At 31.3% G+C, this 16,777-nt stretch carries 15 protein-coding genes; 4 read left to right on the plus strand and 11 right to left on the minus strand.

Features of this window, described 5'->3' with window-relative positions:
* Positions 1-60: 60 nt before the first annotated feature.
* From ald to EYR00_RS09300, 3 genes are all read right to left on the minus strand, one after another.
* Positions 61-1,167: an alanine dehydrogenase gene (gene ald / locus EYR00_RS09290; protein WP_003536749.1), complete on the minus strand. Its 1,107-nt coding sequence runs from the start codon at positions 1,165-1,167 to the stop codon at positions 61-63.
* Between the two features lie 181 nt (positions 1,168-1,348).
* On the minus strand, positions 1,349-2,233 hold the full coding sequence (locus tag EYR00_RS09295) for a LysR family transcriptional regulator (protein ID WP_003536748.1): 885 nt from the start codon (positions 2,231-2,233) through the stop codon (positions 1,349-1,351).
* A 144-nt stretch (positions 2,234-2,377) separates the two neighbouring features.
* Entirely contained in the window at positions 2,378-3,703 is a 1,326-nt protein-coding gene (locus tag EYR00_RS09300; protein ID WP_003536747.1) for an MATE family efflux transporter, read from the minus strand.
* Positions 3,704-4,036: 333 nt separating this feature from the next.
* Here EYR00_RS09300 and EYR00_RS09305 point away from each other — a divergent pair, with 333 nt between their 5' ends.
* Positions 4,037-4,966, plus strand: a complete 930-nt coding sequence (locus EYR00_RS09305) for a tyrosine-type recombinase/integrase (protein ID WP_003536746.1) — start codon at positions 4,037-4,039, stop codon at positions 4,964-4,966.
* 795 nt (positions 4,967-5,761) lie between these two features.
* Here the strand turns inward: EYR00_RS09305 and EYR00_RS16110 are convergent.
* From EYR00_RS16110 to EYR00_RS09320, 3 genes are all read right to left on the minus strand, one after another.
* Positions 5,762-5,917 (minus strand): IS3 family transposase, encoded by a 156-nt coding sequence (locus EYR00_RS16110; RefSeq protein ID WP_118671815.1) that lies wholly within the window; start codon positions 5,915-5,917, stop codon positions 5,762-5,764.
* A gap of 440 nt (positions 5,918-6,357) precedes the next feature.
* Positions 6,358-8,013 carry a DAK2 domain-containing protein gene (locus EYR00_RS09315; RefSeq protein ID WP_003536744.1) on the minus strand — a complete coding sequence of 552 codons (1,656 nt, stop codon included), beginning with the start codon at positions 8,011-8,013 and terminating at the stop codon, positions 6,358-6,360.
* A 12-nt stretch (positions 8,014-8,025) separates the two neighbouring features.
* Positions 8,026-8,382, minus strand: a complete 357-nt coding sequence (locus EYR00_RS09320) for an Asp23/Gls24 family envelope stress response protein (RefSeq protein ID WP_003536743.1) — start codon at positions 8,380-8,382, stop codon at positions 8,026-8,028.
* 228 nt (positions 8,383-8,610) lie between these two features.
* Between EYR00_RS09320 and rpmB the strand changes: the two genes are divergently transcribed.
* The 3 genes from rpmB to EYR00_RS09335 all read left to right on the plus strand — a co-directional run bounded on the left by rpmB (position 8,611) and on the right by EYR00_RS09335 (position 11,309).
* Complete coding sequence (gene rpmB / locus EYR00_RS09325) at positions 8,611-8,796, plus strand: 50S ribosomal protein L28 (RefSeq protein WP_003536741.1); 186 nt, start codon at positions 8,611-8,613, stop codon at positions 8,794-8,796.
* A gap of 199 nt (positions 8,797-8,995) precedes the next feature.
* Positions 8,996-10,354: a glycoside hydrolase family 1 protein gene (locus EYR00_RS09330; RefSeq protein WP_003536739.1), complete on the plus strand. Its 1,359-nt coding sequence runs from the start codon at positions 8,996-8,998 to the stop codon at positions 10,352-10,354.
* Between the two features lie 91 nt (positions 10,355-10,445).
* Complete coding sequence (locus EYR00_RS09335; RefSeq protein WP_117580573.1) at positions 10,446-11,309, plus strand: YhjD/YihY/BrkB family envelope integrity protein; 864 nt, start codon at positions 10,446-10,448, stop codon at positions 11,307-11,309.
* On the opposite strand, the gene dnaJ is transcribed toward EYR00_RS09335, so the two are convergent.
* From dnaJ to EYR00_RS09360, 5 genes are all read right to left on the minus strand, one after another.
* Positions 11,299-12,423 carry a molecular chaperone DnaJ gene (gene dnaJ / locus EYR00_RS09340; protein ID WP_003536735.1) on the minus strand — a complete coding sequence of 375 codons (1,125 nt, stop codon included), beginning with the start codon at positions 12,421-12,423 and terminating at the stop codon, positions 11,299-11,301. The two genes, EYR00_RS09335 and dnaJ, sit on opposite strands and share 11 nt — an antisense overlap.
* Positions 12,424-12,483: 60 nt before the next feature.
* The gene (dnaK, locus tag EYR00_RS09345; protein ID WP_003536734.1) at positions 12,484-14,301 is read right to left on the minus strand and encodes a molecular chaperone DnaK; all 1,818 of its coding nucleotides are present in this window, start codon (positions 14,299-14,301) and stop codon (positions 12,484-12,486) included.
* A 17-nt stretch (positions 14,302-14,318) separates the two neighbouring features.
* Positions 14,319-14,870: a nucleotide exchange factor GrpE gene (gene grpE / locus EYR00_RS09350; protein ID WP_003536732.1), complete on the minus strand. Its 552-nt coding sequence runs from the start codon at positions 14,868-14,870 to the stop codon at positions 14,319-14,321.
* Positions 14,871-14,872: 2 nt separating this feature from the next.
* Positions 14,873-15,913: a heat-inducible transcriptional repressor HrcA gene (hrcA, locus tag EYR00_RS09355; protein WP_008791490.1), complete on the minus strand. Its 1,041-nt coding sequence runs from the start codon at positions 15,911-15,913 to the stop codon at positions 14,873-14,875.
* A 186-nt stretch (positions 15,914-16,099) separates the two neighbouring features.
* Complete coding sequence (locus EYR00_RS09360; RefSeq protein WP_003536728.1) at positions 16,100-16,723, minus strand: flavin reductase; 624 nt, start codon at positions 16,721-16,723, stop codon at positions 16,100-16,102.
* Positions 16,724-16,777: the final 54 nt, after the last annotated feature.

Genomic DNA, 16,777 nt, shown 5'->3' on the forward strand with positions numbered 1-16,777 from the left:
AAATATCGACAAATTTTGTTCAATTTTAGAAAAAATACAAGTCCCGTTAAGGACTTGTATTTAAAGTAATTCTTCTACTTCTTTATATTTACCATTAAGTGCTTGAGCTACCGGCTTACAAGTAAAATATCCTTTATAAGTATTTAATCCTTTCATAAATCCAGCGTCTTCTTTAAGCGCCTCTATACCTTTGTCGGCAAGTTTTAAAATATATGGTAAAGTTGCATTTGATAGAGCAATAGTTGAAGTTCTTGGTACTGCTCCAGGCATATTAGCCACTGAATAATGTAATACTCCATGTTTTATAAAAACAGGATCATCATGAGTAGTGATATGATCACAAGTTTCAATACACCCACCTTGGTCAATTGCAACATCGACAATCGCACTACCTTCTTTCATTGTTTTAACCATATCTTCGGTTACTAATTTAGGGGCTTTAGCTCCGGGAATTAATACCGCTCCAATTACTAGATCAGCTGTTTTTAGAGCTTGTCGCAAATTATATTCATTATTATAAATCGTATGAATAACCCCATTACTAATATCATCGATATATGCCATACGTTCTGCATTAATATCAAAAACTCTTACGCTAGCACCTAACCCACAAGCGATTTTAGCAGCATTTAAACCGACTTTTCCACCACCGATAACCACAACTTTAGCCGGCATTACTCCAGGTACGCCACCTAATAAAAGGCCACTGCCGCCATTTGCTTTTTGTAGCATGTTAGCCCCTATTTGGACTGCCATACGTCCAGCCACTTCACTCATTGGGGTTAAAAGTGGCAAATTATGATTTAATTCAACGGTTTCATAAGCAATTGCAGTTGTTTTTGAATCAATCAATGCTTGTGCAAACGGTTGATCATTTGCAATATGTAAATAAGTAAATATCATTTGATCTTCGCGTAAATATTTGTATTCACTTTCTAGATATTCTTTTACCTTAACGATCAAATCTGCTTTAGCAAAAACTTCATCACAACTACAGATTATTGCTCCGGCTTCTTTATATTCATCGTCATTAAAACCACTGCCAGTTCCTGCCATTGTTTCAACATATACTTGATGTCCGGCCTTGCATAAGGCAAATACTCCAGCCGGCGTCATTGATACTCTATTCTCGTTATTTTTTATTTCTTTAGGAATTCCAATAATCATATTCTAATACCTTCTTTCATTAATCTTACTATTTTCAAAATAAGTTTAGTACTATTATATCGCATCTTTAGCTATTAAACAAAATTTTTTTAATCTCTATTATCTTTTTCTTTATGAACTTAGTAAAAAGAAATTAATCAATGATAATTTAGACTAGTATCGTCAATCTCTTAATAATTTTCTATAACTTCTTTATTTCCTTAGAAATAAAATCAATAAATTTTGTAACAGTTAAACTAAATGACTGATATTTTTTCCAGACAAATAATGAATGTGAATTTAAACTTGGATAGAGAGGTCTAAAGCATAGTTCGTCACTTGCCGCATCACAAATTGACCCTTCAACCACTACGGCATAACCTACATCATTTTTCACTAATATTGCCGCCGTAGTCGTTAAATCAGAAGTTGCACAAAATGATAGATTTTCATATCCTGTTCCGTACCAGTTGGAAAATATAGTCTGCGCTTCACTACGCGCTGAAGCAATTAAAGGTAAATCTATTAGATCTTTAGATGTTATATATTCTTTTTTTGCCAGTGAAGCATTCTTTTTCATTAATATTCCCCATTTTTCTTCAGCGTTAAAATGAATAAAATTTAATTTTTCAAGCTCAACCGGCTCTAAAACAACTCCAATATCAAGCAAGCCATTATCAATATTTTCTAAAATAAAATCACTATTTCCGTTTCTTATTCGAAAAGATACATGGGGATATATTTCTGAAAATTTTTTTATTAATTTTCCCATTGTCTGAGTAGCTTCTGTAACTCCACAGCCTATTGCTATTTCTCCACTGATATCATGACTTTGACTGCCAACTTCTAATTCCGCTTTTTCAGATAAAATAATAATTTCCTCGGCTCGTCTTTTCAAAACCATTCCCTCTTCAGTCAAGACCATCTTGCGTTTTCCACGAATAAAAAGGACGGCACCTAGTTCATCTTCTAACTGCATTAATTGCCTGCTTAAAGTAGGCTGAGTAATATGCAATAATTCTGCTGCACGAGTGATATTTCCTTCTCTTGCTACTGTCAAAAAATATTTCAATACTCTTATTTCCATTTTTTCACCTTCTTAATAGTCGTTTATAATTATGATAAAATAAAACCTAAATAATAATGAGGTAGTTGGCAAAAAACAATCAATATACCAATTTCAATCACTTATATCAATATTATATAGGTTTTCATTTATTTATACTATTAATTAAATAACTTTAAATTGACGCCATTTACCTTTTATAAATCTTATTACAAAACAAACTGAACGACATAACCAGTCAGACCCCATTGCAATCCATACACCAATAATTCCTAGATTAAAGATAATTCCAAATAACACGGCTGCACCTAGTCTAAATAAGATCATCGATACAATTCCAACAACCATTGAAAATTTAACATCACCAGCAGCCCGTAATCCATTTGGTAAAACAAAAGCAGTTGGATGTAATGCTGTTGCCATGATATTATGCATAATAACTAAAATAAAAGTTAAATTTCTTGCTTCACTTGATAAAGAATATAGATTCAAGATCCACGGCAATAACAATATAACAGCACTGCCAATGATTCCTGTGACAATATAGGATATTTTCATTAATTTTTTTATATAGTATTTTGCCTGCTCATAATCATTGGCTCCAATACATTGTCCTACAACAACTACAATACCCAAATTAATTGCATTTACAACAACAACTGCAATTTGATCAATACTTCCAGCAACGCTATTAGCAGCAATTTGACTTGTCCCAAATAAAGCAACAATACTCGTTACTAACACCCGACCAAGCGTAAATAATCCATTTTCAATTCCATTAGGTACTGCAATTTTTAAAATTCTACTAATCATTTCTTGATTCCATGCAAATACGTTTTTAATCTTTACATAAACTAAATTAGATGAGTTTAGTGATAATGCGAACATAATAATCGCTGCAACAATCCTTGATATCAATGTTGGTACAGCTACCCCTGCTACTCCAGCATGTAAAATAAATACCCCAATATAATTTCCAACAACATTAATAATATTCATTAAGATTGATACATACATCGTAGTTCTTGTTTTTTCCATTGATCTATATAATGCCGCTGCTGAATTATACACACCTAAAAATGGAAAAGAAATAGCTGAAATTAGAAAATACGTCGTTGCTGCTTTCATAACATCCATTTCAATCGCACCAAAAAATGTACTAAGGAGTATACGATGAAATACGAGACACCCCAGCATAATTACAGTAGCAATTACTATTGTAATCGTCAAAAGCTGACTAGATGCTTTGTTAGCATTCTTTCGATCTTTATTTCCAATATATTGTGAAACAATTATCGCTCCACCAGCATCAATAGCAGCTAGTACAGTAATGATTAAATTATTGAACATATCTACTAATCCAACACCTGAAATAGCCACCTCACCTGCATAAGATACCATTACAGTATCAGCTACTCCTACTGCCATGATTAAAATTTGTTCAATGATCAGTGGTAAAATTAGTTTTTTTAATGCCTTATTAGAAAACATTGTTTCTACCTCCCTTTTTCTTTACAAAAACATTGTATATTAGGAATATTATAATGTCTAATACCTATCATTTATCAGTATGATACCTTTAAAGCATTATAAATAGCAAAACTAGTAAATATTATCTTTGATACCTTTAATCTTCTTTATCCCATATTCAATAAAATAAACCATGCAATAACTGTTATCTTTTTATTAAAAAAACTAAATATAAATTTTTGTAATGATTTTTGACACTATCTGTATATTAATTTTTTCTTTATACTTTTTTAATGTCAAATAATTGACGTATTCATAGAAAAGTAAATATAAAAATAAGGAGAAAAGCAAATTATGAAGACAAAAAAATTTAAAGAAATATCAAATGAATGGATTGAGTTAAAAAAGCTATCAGTAAAATATCCGACAATTGCTAAATATAGAGTCGTTATTGACACACAGTTAGCCCATCAATTCAATGATTATACGATGGAACAGTTTAATGAAGATATTATCATTGCCTATTTTAATAAACTGTCTACTAAAGAAAACTATGCCAATAGTACCCTTCTAAGTATTCGATATGTATTAAGAGCCATTATTAATTATTCTCATCAAAAATATAAAACTAATAATTGTAGTTTTGAGCTAATTAAAATTGCCAAGAAACAAAGACAAATTAATACGTTGTCTAATTCTCAAAAAATCAATTTATCTAACTACTGCTTTAATAATTTTCAACCAATCTCTATAGCTGTTGCCATTTCTTTATATACCGGTCTTCGGATTGGTGAAATTTGTGCTTTAAAATGGGAAGATATTAATTTTGAAGACAACTATATTTATGTATATAAAACAGTTGAACGTTTAAAAAGCAAGGAGGACACCGGTAATAAAACTGCACTCATGATACTTAACCCTAAAACCAGTTCATCTAAAAGAATTGTTCCTATTCCATTATTTCTTAATGAATTCTTAGTTAATTATAAAAGTCGATATCAAATCGAAGATAATAATGTTTTTATCATTACCGGCAATAATAAAATACCTGATCCCAGAACAACTCAGTATCGTTTTAACAAATTATGTAAACAGTTTGATTTTAATACTAACTTCCATACTCTTCGCCATTCTTATGCTACTAATTGCGTTATGAACGAAGTGGATACTAAATCACTTAGTGAAATGCTTGGTCATTCAAATGTAGGAACCACGCTTAATCTTTATGTACATTCAAGTTTAGAATTTAAAAAGAAACAAATTAATAAAATTTCCAGACTATAATTTTTTATAAATAATTTTATTTTAAAACAGGTTAAAAATAAAATTTAATTACTTTATTTCAGCCTGTTTTTATTAAATTATTGGAAATAAGAAATTAGTTGTGGCTTCTTTATGAGAATCTTTTATGCATAAGAAATAAATTTTATGATCTAGCGTTTAATAGTAAGTGCCCTATTCTACACTTAATTCAAATACAAAAAAACTCTACGATAAAAATCGTAGAGCCAAACCAATTTATAATAATAAAAAAACTTAATTTATATACTAGTCCATAAAAACAGTCTTTATGTTACCACTCAAAATTTACAATTTAAGTAGAATATATCATTTTTTATAATTTCTGATTAATCCCTATTATATCCATGATAGTGATCATTATCTATAATATTATAACTTATTTGAATTTCAAACATAACTTTTAAAAAGGCACTAAATGTAATCACTTGGTATCTTATCATTTAACTCACTTTTATTTACAAGATATTTATTATAAATTTATATATTAAAACAGTAATATTTCACATAATGTGTTTAAAACAATAAAGACACTCCAATATTTATCACATTCCTTACTAACTTATTTTAAAAACATTACTATTCATTCTAAAATCTAATTTTGCATGATATTTAATAATCACTTTGATTCTCAAGGATTATGCAAAGAATATATATGAATTATTGAATATTTATATACATATACTTCGGTTAATGACAAATTACCCCAATATCAAATTTTTTCTTATCTTTTACTCTTATTCACTTATTTATATTATAAAACACTATATTTATGTAATGTCACCAAAAAGTTAGACATATTAAATTAAAACTGAATCTTGAAAAGGTCTGTAGTCTACATGCAAGCGAACTCAATCCTTTTCTTTTTGTATTAATTTTCTCATTATTATAATACTCGATATATTTAATAATTGTAGCTTTGAATTGTTCATGCAATTTTCTTTATGAGAATGTAATTACTTGATTTCTTTATCACTTAACCATTTTTGATAGGTTTTATGCTGACAATGTCATTCTTGATCTAAATGAAAGATTAATCCTTTTGAGATTAAATAATAATTGCAAACTAAGATGTTGAGTTTTTTATTAATACATCGCCTTATACTGGCAGTTAAAGCTACTAACCGATAATTTTTTCTGTTTCCAACTCTATTTATCAGTTCCATTTTTTCGATGGATAAAGTCAGCTTATTATGTTCTAATCTTATTCTACTCGTCGAGTCAAAAATTCTTATGACATACACTCGATAGATTTTTTAGATATTCCCATCCTTATATTTTTAAATATATTCTAATTTAAATTTTTTACTATCCCATATAAAAAGTGACCTCCTTTTAGGGGTCACTACAATACATTATTTTTTAATTTCTCTTTATTATTCGACACCAACTATAAATGAATAAACAGGCTGTTTACCATTTACTACTTCTAATTCAGCCTCAAAATTATCTTCAACAAAACTTTCAATTTCTTCAATGTCATCATCATTTACGTCTTCACCATAAATCAATGTAATCAATTCAGCATCCTCATCTACTAGTTTTTCTAAAACAACTTTTAATGCTTTTAATTTATTATCTTTACAAGCAACAATATCTTTTTCCACCAAAGCCATATAGTCGTTAGCTTTAATTTCTACACCATCGATATTAGTATCTTTAATTGCAAAAGTTACTTGTCCTGTTTTTACATTTCCTACTGCTTCTGTCATTTCAGCAACATTATCATCCAATGAAGCATCAGGATTAAACATGATACATGCTGATAACCCTTGAGGAATAGTTTTCGTTGGAATAACAATAACATTTACTTCATCTTCTAAAATTGTTGCTGTTTGTTGCGCAGTCATCACAATATTAGAATTGTTTGGAAGAATAATTACATTTTTCGCATTTACATCTCTAACTGCTTGAACCATATCCTCAGCTGATGGATTCATTGTTTGTCCACCACTAACAACATAATCACAATGTAGTTCTAAAAAAGCATCCTTTAGACCATCACCTGCACAAACAGAGATAACTGCTGTTTCTTTAGCTTCACGTTTTGGTTTAGCATTGTCATCAACTCCGACAATCGTTCCTGCATTACTTTGAATAGTATCTGCCTGTTCTTGCATATTTTCAATTTTCAGTTTAACAAATTCACCAAATCGTTGAGCAATGTTTAAAGCATTACCAGGTTTTAAAGTATGAACATGAACTTTAACGATATCTTCATCTTGAACAACAACAATACTTTCACCAGGAATTCTCGCTAATTCTTTCTTTAATTGCTCCTCTTTAAATTTATCAACCAAAGAAGGCTCTAGACGAACAATAAACTCTGTACAATATCCATAACCTTCTTCTCCACCTTCAATATCAGCTACAGCATTCATCGCGGAATCAGATGATTTAATTTCTACATAATCGACTGTTTCTCCTGCTAATCCAGCTAAAAAGCCAGTAAAAACTAATAGTAGTCCTGCTCCACCACTATCTACTACTCCAACTTCTTTTAAAACTGGTAATAATTCCGGTGTTCTTTCTAATGAAGCCTCTGCTTCTTTAACAAAATAAGAGAAAACATCTTCAATTTCCATTCCAGGCTTTGCGTATTTTACTACCGCTTCACTCGATTCTCTAATCACTGTTAAAATAGTTCCTTCAACAGGACGCATAACAGCTTTATAAGCAACTTTTGCACCACTTTCTAGTGCTTGAGCCCAAAGTACTGCGTCAGCTTCTTCATGACCTTGAAGTGCCATTGAAACCCCTCTAAAAATTTGTGATAAGATAACTCCAGAATTTCCTCGAGCTCCCATTAAAAGTCCCTTAGATAATTTTTTTGAAATTTCTCCAATATTATTTGAATCCATTCCCTCAATTTCTTTAGCACCAGCAGAAAATGTCAAAGACATATTTGTTCCAGTATCACCATCAGGTACAGGAAAGACATTTAATGCATCAATTTCAGGATGATTATTATGCAACGTATTTGCGCCACATAAAACCATCTCTTTAAATAATTTTCCAGTTACAACTTTCATCTTCTATCTCCTCTACTCTATTCCTCGAACACCTTGAACATATACATTCACTGATTCGACATTTACATCTAAAGTAGACTCAACTACATATTTAACTTTCTTTTGGACTTCACGTAATACTTCCGTCATTTTAATTCCATATCCTAATAAAACATATAGATCTAAAATTAAACCAGTTTCACCATCTCGAGCAACGATTCCCTTAGAATAATTTTCTTTACGTAACAAATCATAATAACCATCTTTTAATTTTTTTTGACTTGCCATTCCAACAACGCCATAACATTCAATTGCAGCACCGCCAGCAATTGTAGCAACAACATCTAAAGAAATGTTAACAGTTCCCATATTATTATTTTTTTCAATCATTTATATACCTCCTCGTATACAATTGAATTGTATTCATCAATAACTAATTATATCTTAAAAATTCGTTCTTGACAATTATATTGCAGTCAGAAATTATTGTAACAAACCATAAAAAAATTCAAGCAAAAAAAATGTAATAATTTTTCAAAAAATAATTGCAATTTAAAACTAAAAATGATACTATATGCAAGTACGTTAAAACACTACTAATGAAGAGGAGGAGAACCTATGTCAAGAAAATGTCAAATCAGTGGTAAAGGACCTATGTCTGGAAATACACGTTCTCATGCATTAAACTCAAGTAGAAGAAAATGGAATGTTAATTTACAAAAAGCTACTATTTTAGTAGATGGTAAACCTACGACTGTAAGAATTTCTGCTAGAGAATTAAGAACTTTGAGAAAATCAGCTTAATAATATAAATAGTACTGCGGTACTATTTTTATTTTATCCAATTATAGTTATTCTATGATTGGTTTTTTTGAAACTTTTTTTCATTAAATTTACATTATTTTCTTATTCAATGAAACTATATTAATAAACAAGGCCAATGTATTTACACCTCAATTATTTCCTAATATGATAATACTATATAAATTAGGAGGATAATTAAATGACATTTCCAAAAGATTTTCTATGGGGTGGTGCTGTAACCGCTCACCAGAGCGAAGGTGCTTATAACGCAGGTGGTAAAAGTCCTGCAGTGTGTGATCTCTTCCCTAAACCAGAACATAGTGATTTTAAAGACGGAATTGATAGCTATCATCGTTATGATGACGATTTTTCATTATTTGAAGAAATGGGCTTCACCAGTTATCGTTTCTCAATTGACTGGTCAAGAGTATGCCCAGATGGTATTAACTTTAGTGAAGAAAGTATGCAATTCTATGATGATTTTATTGATTCAATGATTCGGCATGGAATGGAGCCAATGTGCTCATTATATCACTTCGAAATGCCCCAATTGCTAATGAATAAATATAACGGATTTTATTCACGGGAAGTAGTAGATATGTTTGTTACCTATGCTAATAAAATGATTGACCGTTATGGTGATCGTGTAAAAAAATGGATTTCATTTAACGAACAAAATGCAATTGCTTTACCAGGCAGCAGTAAGGTAGCTTATGGTGCCGTTTGTCCAAAAGACATTGACGAACAAACATTTATTAATCAGCTGGTTCACAATACTTTTGTTGCTCATGCTAAAGTTGTTGAAAAAGTTCATACTATCGCTGATGCTAAAGTCTTAGGAATGGTAATATATATTCCTGCTTATGCCGCCACTTGTAATCCTCTTGACGAGCTAGAATCTCGAAATCAAATGGCACTTACAGACATGTATTTTGATATGTTTACGTACGGGGAGTATTCAAGTTACATGATGGCAAAAATGAAAAATGAAAATAATCTGCCAAAAATGCTAGATGGAGATTTAGAGTTGCTCAAAAAGAATAAGGTTGACTGGCTATCATTAAGTTATTATTTTTCAACAGTAGCTTCACATGGCAAACTAAGCATTGAAATGAACGGTAATGCAAAAGCAGCTACCAATCCATATTTAAAAGCTAGTGAATGGGGTTGGCAAATCGATCCCCTTGGTTTACGTATTGGTTTAAGGGATATTTATGCGAAATATCGTTTACCGATTATGGTCGTTGAAAACGGCTTTGGAATGCGTGATATTTTAGAAAATGAAACCGTTATCGATGATACAAGAATTGATTACATGAAAGATCATCTTGAGCAAATCGCATTAGCAATTAATGAAGGTGTTGACTGTCGTGGATATTTAATGTGGGGACCAATTGACATTTTGAGTTCTCAAGGAGAGATGTCTAAACGCTATGGTACTATTTATGTTAATCGGGATGATAAAGACTTAAAAGATATGAAACGTTATAAAAAGAAAAGTTTTTATTGGTATAAAAAAGTTATTTCTACCAATGGTGACGATATAAAAAATGATTAATCTAAAAATTAGCCGTTTTGGCTAATTTTTTTGTTTTAATATCTATACATCTAAATAAAAAGTAAGGTACAATAAAAAGTAGGTGATAGAAATGAAAAAACTAATTCAAAGATTATATTATCGTATTAATAATCGGGTCCTCGACTACCGCTATAAAGTTAATAAAAATGCTGGTTTATGCTTTGCTTACTATTTAATCATGTCAATCATACCGATTTGTTCACTGTTTGCCTTCTTTGCCTCCATATTAAATGTTGATCTTGGCACCTTAGAACAATTACTAAAAAACTACTTAACTCCTGAATTTTCTAACATAATAATTGCATCCTTAAAATCAAGTCATATTACTTTATCATCAATAATTATCTTATTTATCTCATTATTTGTTGTTAGTCGAGGAATCAACCAGCTTTATGGAATTTCAAAAAACTTATTTCCTTCTGCACATCAAAGGAATATAATTATTGAACAATTATTAATGCTTTTAAAAACGATTGCTGTTTTCGTTTTATTATTACTAATAATATCCATATTAACAATCATCCCTCTAATTAATTATTTTATTAATTTTAAAGATATTTTAGTACTTGGTGATTTATATTTATTTTTAGTTTTTTTTATTATTTTATTTTTATTATATAAGATTATTCCAGATGTTCATGTTCACATTTTTGACATTGTAAAAGGAGCCTTTTGTTCAAGTATACTGATGTTAATTTTATTATCTGCTCTTGAATTTTATTTTAGCATAGCAGATTATACTAGCGTATACGGTCCATTGGCTTCTGTTGTAGTTATTATGATATCTTTTTCTCTGATTGCTGAAACAATTTTTATTGGCATGTATATCATGTTTGAAGCTCATATGAAAAGATTAATCATTGAAATGAAAAAAATAATCATTCTTAAAAAAATAAAAAACGAAGAATATTTTTCCTTCGTTTTTATTTTTTAAATTGACGTTTAAATGCATCAAAAATTGATTCTTTCTTCTTTGAAAGTTTTGATAATTTAGTATATAATTCTTTTTCTTCAGATGAAAGTTTAGTCGGAATCTTAACTTCGATTCTAACCATTTCATCACCATAATTAGTACTACGAAGATCTTTAACGCCCTTACCCTTTAGACGCAGTATTGTTCCTGATTGTGTTCCAGCAGGAATTTTTACTGTAACATCCCCTTGAACAGTTGGAACATCAACTTCACATCCTAATGTAGCATCTACATTAGAAACAGGAATAGTAATATGAATATTTCGCCCTTCACGTTTAAAATGTTCGTGACTTCCTACTTGAATTTCTACAAATAAATCTCCATTAGGTCCACCATTTGCTCCTCGTCCACCTTTGCCAGCTACGCGCAATTGTTGATTAGAATTAATACCAGCTGGTATATCTAATTGTACTGTCACTGTCTTAGTTTCATATCCACGTCCATGACAATGTGGACATTTCTCTTTAACAACTTTTCCAGTTCCATTACAGTCAGGACAAGTAGTTTCAGTTACAAATGTCCCAAATGGTGAACTTTGCTGCTGTTGAACAGTTCCACGTCCACCACAGCGTGAACACGTTTGGACATCATTAGGATTTTTAGCCCCACTACCGTTACAATGAGTACATGGTGCATCATAAGTAACTTTAATATCTTTCTTTACACCATTTACTGCTTCCATGAAACTGATATTTAAACGCATTAAGCGATCATCACCACGACGTGGTCCTGTATTTCTTTGACGTGATCTTCCGCCACCACCAAAGAAAGATCCAAAAATATCTCCTAAATCAACATCTTCAAATCCAAATCCACCAAAACCACCAGCACCACCATTACCAGCACCTTGCTCAAATGCAGCATGACCAAAGCGGTCATAAGTGGCTTTTTTATTAGCATCTGATAATACTTCATAAGCTTCTTGGACTTCTTTGAACTTTTCTTCAGCACCAGGCTCTTTGTTGACATCAGGATGATATTGTTTTGCTTTTTTACGATAAGCTCGTTTGATCTCATCGGCTGAAGCCTGTTTACTTACACCTAAGACTTCATAATAATCTCTTTTATCAGCCATATTTTCACCCTCTTTTTATACTATTTAAAACCAAGGCGGCAAAGCCTTGGCTTTAAATGATTAGTTCTTTTCTTCGAAATCTGCATCAACAACATTATCATCTTGTGCATTTGCTGTACCAGCATTTGCATCACTAGCTCCTGCTCCACCTTGTTGTTGATATGCATATGAAGCCATTTGTTGTGCCATTTGTTCTAATTCAGACATTTTAGCTTCTAATGTAGCCATATCGTTGTTATCTAAAGCTGCCTTTAACTCATCTTTTAATTTTTCAGCAGATTCTTTTTGAGTAGCATCAATTTTGTCACCTTGTTCTGCTAAAGCTTTATCGATTTCATTAATCATTTGTTCAGCTTTATTTCTTGTTTCGATATCTTTACGTTTTTGTTCATCTTCAGCTTTATTAGCTTCAGCTTCTTTAACCATTCTATCAATTTCTTCATCACTTAAACCAGTTGAGTTTTGAATAACGATAGATTGTTCTTTTTGAGATTTTAAATCTTTAGCTTTAACATTTACGATACCATTAACGTCAATGCTGAAAGTTACTTCGATTTGAGGTACACCACGTGGAGCTGGTTCAATACCGTCTAATTTAAATAAACCTAATTGTTTATTATCTTTAGCCATTGATCTTTCACCTTGTAAAACGTTGATATCTACAGCAGGTTGATTATCAGCAGCAGTTGAGAATACTTGAGATTTAGTTGTTGGAATAGTTGTATTTCTTTCAATTAATACTGTCATTACACCACCCATAGTCTCAATACCTAATGATAATGGAGTAACATCTAGTAATAATACATCTTTAACATCACCAGCAATAACCCCACCTTGAATTGCAGCACCCATAGATACTACTTCATCAGGGTTAACAGATTTATTTGGATCTTTTCCTAATAATTTTTTAACTGATTCTTGAACAGCAGGAATACGAGTAGAACCTCCTACTAATAATACTTGATGAATTTCAGTTGGGTCCATACCAGCATCTTTCAATGCTTGACGTACAGGAGTTTCAGTTCTTAAAACTAAATCACGAGTTAATTCATCAAATTTTGCTCTAGTTAATGTTAATTCTAAGTGTAAAGGCCCCGCTGCACCAGCTGAGATGAATGGTAATGAAATTTGTGTTTGCATAGTTCCTGATAAGTCTTTTTTAGCTTTTTCAGCAGCTTCTTTAACACGTTGCATTGCCATTTTATCATTTGATAAATCAACACCTTGATCTTTTTTGAATTCTTCAACAACCCAATTCATGATTTTTTCATCAAAATCATCACCACCAAGTTTATTATCCCCAGCAGTAGCTAATACTTCAAAAGTTCCATCAGCTAAGTCTAAGATAGAAACGTCAAATGTACCTCCACCTAAGTCATATACTAATACTTTTTGTTCTTGATCTAATTTATCTAATCCAAACGCTAAAGCAGCAGCAGTTGGTTCATTGATAATACGTTCTACTTCTAAACCAGCAATTTTACCAGCATCTTTAGTAGCTTGACGTTGTGCATCGTTAAAGTATGCAGGAACTGTAATAACTGCTTGTGTTACAGTTTCACCTAAATATGCTTCAGCTGTTGCTTTTAAGTTTTGTAAGATCATTGCTGAAATTTCTTGTGGTGTATAGTCTTTACCATTTGCATGTTCTTTATGATCAGTACCCATATGACGTTTAACTGACATAATTGTATCTGGATTAGTTACTGCTTGACGTTTAGCAGCTTCACCAACGATAATCTCTCCATTTTTAAATGATACTACTGAAGGAGTTGTTCTGTTTCCTTCTGGATTAGCGATTACTTTAACTTCACCGTTTTCCATAACACTGACACATGAATTTGTTGTACCTAAGTCAATACCAATAATTTTACCCATAATTAAATTCCTCCTATTTATTCACTTACTTTTACTAAAGATGCACGAATAACGCGATCTTTTAACTTATATCCTTTTTGTAACTCTTCAACAATCATATTTGTTTTAAAGTTATCATCTTTTACGGTCATAACTGCTTGATGGAAGTTTGGATCAAACTCTTCACCCTCAGTTTTAATTACTTCAACACCTTGTGACTTTAATACTTCCATCAGTTGGTTATAAATCATTTCATAACCCTTCAAAAAGTTTTTAATTTCATCACTAGGATCAACTACAGCTAACGATCTTTCAAAATTATCTACAACAGGTAATAATTCTTCAATAAATGATTGCATCATAAATTTCATTGCATTAGCATGTTCGTTCTGTAATCTCTTCTTAAGATTTTCCATATCAGCAAACACTTTATAATAATCAGTTTTCCAAGTATTTACTTCATCTTCTAAATTCTTAAGTTGATCTTCAACTGTAATTTCATCTTCTTTTGTTTCAACTGTTTCTTCTGCAGTCTTTTCTGTAGATTCTTCATCTACTACTGTTTCTTTTTCCTTAGCCACTACATTCACCTCTATTCATCGTTTGAATCATCTGATTCGTCAAAGAACGCCTCTTCAATATTCCTTGAAATATACTCTACTAAGGAAACTACTTTTTCATAAGGCATTCTTGTTGGCCCAATTACTGAAATAGATCCCTTGGTTCTCTCTCCTGTTCTAAATGAAGCTGAGATGACCGATACATCCTCAATTTCATTAATCGGTGAATCAGAACCAATTCTTACCGTTACTCCTTCTTCATCAGATAAAGGTTGTAAGGCATTCCATACTTGAGAGTTTTCAAATGCACTAACGATTCTTCTCAATTTATTTACATCATTATACTCAGGCTGGTATAACATATTTTCTTTTCCTGAAAAATATACATTGCTCGAAGCAAATCGAACAAAAGCTTCAAGAAAAGCATTAAATAATTCCTCATGCTCCTTGATTTTAGCTGATAACACCGGTTTTACATCACGTTCTAAACGAAATGCTACCTGATCAATCGGTGTCCCTATCAATAAATCATTCATCACTGCAACACAACTCACCAAATCATCAATTTTATGATTACGGTTTAAATCAAACACCTTGTTTTCAACATAGCCTTGATTCGTAATAATAATCGCAGTAACTCGGTTATCATTCAAAGGAACAATATTGATTTGCTGCAAAGTATCTTCGCTAGAATCTGGTCCCAAGACTACCGATGTTAGATGCGTTAGTTCACTTAACATCTCACAACTTTCATGAATAATTTCATTCAAACCACGATGACGATCGCTAAAAATTTGCGCTACTTGGTTTTTAATCCCTTCATCTAGATCCCGCTTTGCAAGATTATCAACATAGAATCGATATCCTTCAACCGAAGGAACTCGTCCGGAAGATGTATGAGTTTTTTCTAAATAACCATACTCTTCAAGAAAACTCATCTCATTACGAATGGTTGCACTTGAATAAGGCAATTGATATTTTGTCATCAAAGCTTTTGACCCAACTGGTTCAGCCGTTTCAATAAACTCATCAACAATACATTTAAATACTAATAGTTGCCTCGCTGTAAGCATCAGTTTCACCACCCTTAGCACTCATCTTTCCTTTGTGCTAAATACATTATACATCAATAATTAGCACTGTCAACACCTTTGTGCTAAAAAATAAAAAAAGAATTATAAATCCGATTTCTATTTAAAACAACTCTATAATCAATCTAATTCCTTGATAAAATCACAAAAAAAACAGCCCTAAGGCTGTTAAATTTTTTCAAAAACACTTGACGGTTGTTTACAAACTGGACAAATAAAATCTTCAGGCAATTCATCTGCTTCTAAAATAAATCCACAAACAGTACATCTCCAACCATGTTTTGAAGTATCTGCTTGATAACTAGAAGCATTTTTAGGTGTTGTTCCATTTTTCTTATTATGATAATTTGCATAAGTTAATACTTCACCTTCATTAATCACTTTACAATCAATAACATCGCCAACAAACATAATATGTGTTCCAACATCTGTCATTGAAATAACTTTAACACTAAATGAAGCAGCTATTCCTTCGGTGATTTGTTTAATATTTTGACAATCAACTTCATAATCAATCCCATCAAATTTGTTAACATCTTTACCAGACTGAAAACCAAATCTTCTGATAACATCCATATCAATATCATCAAGTAATACCCCAACGTTATAAACACAACTATTTTCAATTAACGATGTAGTATAATTATTTTTATTCAGCGTAATACAAACTCGTGCCGGCTCTGAAGTAACCTGTACAAAAGTGTTAGCAATACAAGCACTATCCTTACCATCACAACTGCTAGATACAACATACAACCCATAACTTAACTTAAAAAATGCTTTATTGTTCATATCCCAACCTCCTTATTAGTAATGATTACTATTTGATTATACATCTTTTATTTC

Source organism: Thomasclavelia ramosa DSM 1402 (assembly GCF_014131695.1).
Taxonomy (GTDB): Bacteria; Bacillota_I; Bacilli_A; order Erysipelotrichales; family Coprobacillaceae; genus Thomasclavelia; species Thomasclavelia ramosa.